Annotated in this window: 4 protein-coding genes; all 4 read right to left on the reverse strand. The window is 63.3% G+C overall.

Annotated elements, in window-relative coordinates; translation table 11 throughout:
* Positions 1 to 697 precede the first annotated feature (697 nt).
* The 4 genes from R4P95_RS33325 to R4P95_RS33740 all read right to left on the reverse strand — a co-directional run bounded on the left by R4P95_RS33325 (position 698) and on the right by R4P95_RS33740 (position 2,587).
* Positions 698 to 1,261: a dihydrofolate reductase family protein gene (locus R4P95_RS33325; RefSeq protein WP_213574387.1), complete on the reverse strand. Its 564-nt coding sequence runs from the start codon at positions 1,259 to 1,261 to the stop codon at positions 698 to 700.
* Between the two features lie 30 nt (positions 1,262 to 1,291).
* Complete coding sequence (locus tag R4P95_RS33330) at positions 1,292 to 1,438, reverse strand: hypothetical protein (protein WP_213574385.1); 147 nt, start codon at positions 1,436 to 1,438, stop codon at positions 1,292 to 1,294.
* Positions 1,439 to 1,597: 159 nt separating this feature from the next.
* On the reverse strand, positions 1,598 to 1,891 hold the full coding sequence (locus R4P95_RS33335) for a transposase (RefSeq protein ID WP_249354078.1): 294 nt from the start codon (positions 1,889 to 1,891) through the stop codon (positions 1,598 to 1,600).
* Between the two features lie 432 nt (positions 1,892 to 2,323).
* Positions 2,324 to 2,587: an ATP-binding protein gene (locus tag R4P95_RS33740; RefSeq protein WP_213574383.1), complete on the reverse strand. Its 264-nt coding sequence runs from the start codon at positions 2,585 to 2,587 to the stop codon at positions 2,324 to 2,326.
* Positions 2,588 to 4,594: the final 2,007 nt, after the last annotated feature.

Consider the following 4,594-nt stretch of genomic DNA (forward strand, 5'->3'; position numbering starts at 1 on the left):
AGGACACCGCCGAACATCCGTTACCGGAAGCCCCCCAACACCTGTTGGGGGGCTTCCGGCATTCCACAACAAAATCCAGTATGTGAGCGCGCCGCATCCGGACGGATTTGATATATCGCGGGCGGTCAAGGGATGGTTTCCAATTCGAATCCCGGTTTCGCTTGATCAATGGAATCGATTGGGGTTGTGCCAGACAGTGATTTGTCGGCGATAGTTTGTTACGTACGAGTGCGCCGGCTCTGTTCAATGCGGTCTTGGTCACGGTCGTATTCGATGCTGCCTTCGGGCGTAAATGCGCGGTCACCGGCATCATCAGTCGACGCGGCCGGCCGAAACCGTTGTCGGACTACGACAATGTCTACATTGCACCAGTACCGATCGCGCGCACGACACCGTGGTGCCGACCAGACCCATACACGACCTACAAAGAGTTCCGGGCCTCGGCCGCAGCCGGAATCCGCGGCGCAGGAAAGACCATGAGGTGAATCTCGTCCGGCGGCATACTCTTGAACCGCGGACGAAGAGAGATTTGTCCCAGTCATCTGTGACGCGATAGCTCCGCGCTCGGCTTCGCTACCGCCGAGGGTGCCAGCGGCATCTGAAACTGACTTCGTTCCGGCAACCGAAATTTGGCCCCCTGGGTTGGTTGGTTAGTCCTCGGTGGTTCGGCCGGTGGGTGCTCGGCGGGACGCGTCGGCTAGCGGGCTACGCGGTAGCGGAGGTAGACCACTTTCGAATTGAGGGTGCGGGACTCGATGAGATCGAGCTCCACCCGATTCTCGCGTTGGGGAAAGAAAGTGCGGCCGCCGCCCAGCAGCACCGGGTAGACCCTGGCCCGGTACTCGTCGATGAGCCCCAACGCGGCCGCCTCGGCGGCGAGAGTCGCTCCGCCGACCGCGATGTCGCCCTCCGCCGGTTCGGCTCGCAATTGCTCGATCTCATCCGCCAGACCGCTGGACGCCAGGCGGGCATTTCCCTGCACCGCCGACAGCGTGGTGGAGAACACCAACTTCGGGAGCCCTCTCCAAAGCGCGGCGAATTCGAGCGTTGAGTAGTCGAGCGACGGGTTCTGGTCGGCGGTCTCCCAGTACAGCATGGTCTCGTACAGCCGTCGTCCGAGCAGATGGACGCCGACCCGGCGTACCTCGTCAGTGGCCAGGTTGAAGACCTCTTGGTCGGGTGAGCTCCAGTCGAAGGACCCGTCGGGCCCGACGACGTAGCCGTCCAGCGACACGGCCATCGAGTAGGTCACGCTGCGCATCAGGAGCTCCCCTCAGTAGCGGATTCGACGTCATAGTGAGTTGACCATCGCGCAACCAGTCGTGTCACGCGGCTTGCCGATGACCTCCTGATTTGTGGTCGTCGGGTTTCCGATGAGGATGCCCTTCTCGAACTTCGCGTCGGCGCGGACGAGGGCGACGAGGTGGGGTGCGTTCACGGCACGCCATCCGGATGGGTGGGCTCATGAGTGTGAACGCCTTCGCGATACCGGCCGCGCGGGTGCCGGGTCCCTTGGTGACTCAGTGCCGGAGCCGCACGGTGGTGAAGGTCGACTCGAACGGGTGGTGTGCAGGTGGATCCAGTGCTCGGCCGGTAGTCATAGAAAGAAGGCGAGCAGCACATCGAGGTCGTCGGTGACCTTTGCGGTCGCCTTGGGACACTTGGAGGCGTAGTCGGCGGCGAACGTCTTCGCCGCGCCCCGGGCGTGCTCCTTTTCTTTGGTGTTCCAGATCTCGGCTAGTGCAGCCTTTGCGCCAGGCTGGGCGGACCTGGGCAGCGCGTTGAGCACGTTGGCAATCTTGTGGAACCAATAACCGCTGCTCGCCGGTGTCGGGGAGCACCTGCCGCAGGGCAACCCAGAACCCGAGACCGCCGACGCCGATGCGAGCACCGGGGCCTGCAACCTGCGACGCTTGCACGAGCGGAGCAGGTCGAGCCAGGACTCCGAAATTCGCGGTGTCCGTCGTCGAAGGCGACCAGTTCCTTGGTGCCGTCAGCACGCACGCGACGATGACCAGCAGGCACACCTGTCCTGCTCGAGTCGGACCTCGGGTGGATCCCGTCGACCCCCCACATGCAGACGAAGTCGGTGTCCGTCAGCGAGCGCATGTTGAACGCCTTAGCCTCCTCCTGCCAGTGCTTGGTCATCCGGGTGATGGTGGCCGTCGACAGGCCGCTGCTGCTGCCAAGGAACTGCCCCAACGCCGGGCCGAAGTCCGAGGACGACAGGCAATGCAGGTACAGCAGGGGCATCACCGCGGCGGCCTCGGCCTGCAGTGCCGCCGGAGCATCTATCTCGTTCGGGAGGTGCGCCCGCTTCAGGTCACCCGCCGAGGGTGATCCACAGGTTCTGACTATTGCTCGATGGTGATCGAGCGGTGCTCACCCTGGAAGGCGCGGATCGCGAGCCGATCGCCAGAAGAGTCTTGCTGGTGCCGGGCGGTCCGAAGACCACGTTGCCTTCCGCGGTCACGAAGCCGAGGGTTCCCGGGTCCGCGAAGGTGTCTCGCTCGAGGCCGCGGGCGTAATCGAAGTCGAAGTCGAAGGCCTTTAACGAGTTGCGGGCGGGGAATCGCGCCGCCCGCATCTGCGATCCACCGTCGTGGCTTCCATGGCCGGACCTCCCGCTGCAGGCAAGCGACCAGGAATACTTCCTGGGTCCAGTTCTCGGACGGGCGCGCTCGATCAATCGGCCGGCAACGCCACGCAGGGTCGGCTCTTTCAGAGCGCGGGTGAGGAGGCTCAACCCCGCTGTCGGGTCCCGATCCGGCGTTCTAATATTCGCGGTCATTAAGCCACCACTCCGTCGTAGTCGCGATCCATCTCGGTGGTCCGGTCCTGTCGGTAGACCAATGCACTGCGGTCCCGGCCCAGTGCCGCAGTGGCTTTCACATGATCGGGGGTTGCAGATGTTTGTTGTGTCGCCGTTGGAGTCGAGGCGGATGTAGTGATCGCGGGCCAACCTGTGGTGATCGCGGGCCAACCGGGTCAACTGCTTCCCGCGGTGACTGGGGGACCGGGGGCAGGGCGAGCATCGAAGCCCTGGCCGGCGTTCGATCCATTGCCGCGGAAACCCTGCCTGGGTCGGTTCGCGTTTTGCGTGTGCCGACACCACCGGCTCGCGCCTTCGCCATCCCGCACCCTGGGCACCGTAGCCCGCGAACGGGTTCTCGGCGCCGCGGGTATGCGCCAGCACCCGATAGCCACCGCGATAGCCGCAGGTCATCGTCCGGACCGGTAGCTTCGTCGGCGTCCGCGCCCTCCTTGGTTGCACGTGCTTCGGGAATCACGCTCTTCGTGTGTCGGGCCGGCGCTCTGGAGGCGACGGCGTTTCCCCGTGAGTAACCAATCAAACTATGAGGCAACGGTTCTCGACGCCTTCATGTCCTCAGATCGAAAAGTCTCTTTGTCTATGGTCGTTGAGGTGGCGCGGTTCAAGGCTCCTACCGACTCCTCGTCCCGTCATCACCCGGTTGGCCATGCGTGCCGAGAAGTCTCCTCGGAAGGTTGAAGACGCCCAGAGGTTTATGACGCGAAGAGGTGTGCGCTCATGACTGGTTTCTGCAGGCCGGCGCCGACCAACGGCACGGTCACCTGCACGGCCGGGGTGTCGGAATCGGCGTACTCATCAGCGGCTTGGGTCGATACCAGCGGCCGCAACGCTGGAATCCGCTGGCCCCTCCGGAAGGCGGGAACTGAGGTCTGCTGCGCCGCTTTGGAAGGTTCGAGTGCCTCCTCGGTCCTGGTCCTTTGCCGCGGTCACCGGGTGCGTTATCTCAGTCACCACGCTGAGAGCAGACGCCGACATACGCGGGCAGCGTGACTGCATCGAGGGTCTGCCCGCGCTGCTTCGCTAGGCATCCGACCCCGTCGCGCTCAATGAGCCGGCATTCTGTCGATTGGTGATTCCCGTACTCACCTCAGGAGTGCAGACTCCCATGGTTGTCGACACTTCACTGGGTGCAGTTGGATGTAACGACGGCCGCACGAAGGGCGCTCGGTCATCTTCGACGGCACCCTTTTGACTGCCGCCGAAGATGAAGACTGAGCCCCCGCGTTGCATTCACATCTACCCGATCGCGTGGGCTGGGCTGCCCCGAGGCCGAAGAGCTGTAGCGGTGTCGATCGCTCTCGGCTCGTTGTTGAGGGTGACCATGTCGTCCGATCAATCCCGCTCCACCGGCGGGCTGGATGGTTGCCTCGTTCGGCGCGACCAGCTTCGGCCAGAACATAAATGAAACTGGCGAGTTCGGGTTCCGCATCGGGGCCGAGAACTCTCAGAAGGTCATAATCCGCGTGCGACCTGGCGATTTGGAATGTACGCCCCTGTCGCGTAACTTATTCGAAGTCAGAGCGACACGGACACCGACTCCGCCCGCAGGGCTGGGACACGAGGTTGTACGGAGTGCCTGGCGAAAAATCTTGAAGTCGGCCATCGTGTATGGTTGTGCTTCTTCCCCGGATAGTTTTCATGGAGTACTGGTTTGCGCTGGTGCGTCCGGGGAGATAAGGTGGAACGGTTGCCCCGGAGCGGCTAGCGAGTGTGCTGGTGGTGATGGTGTGTGCGTGTTCTTTGAGAACTCAACAGTGTGTC

Origin of the sequence: Rhodococcus sp. IEGM 27 (assembly GCF_033142305.1) — a bacterium.
Taxonomy (GTDB): Bacteria; Actinomycetota; Actinomycetes; order Mycobacteriales; family Mycobacteriaceae; genus Rhodococcus_F; species Rhodococcus_F oxybenzonivorans.

Excerpts from the sequence above, each read along its gene's own strand:
- R4P95_RS33325 (WP_213574387.1), bottom strand. The coding sequence starts at position 1,261 with ATGCGCAGCGTGACCTACTCGATGGCCGTGTCGCTGGACGGCTACGTC.
- R4P95_RS33740 (WP_213574383.1), bottom strand. The coding sequence starts at position 2,587 with ATGCGGGCGGCGCGATTCCCCGCCCGCAACTCGTTAAAGGCCTTCGAC.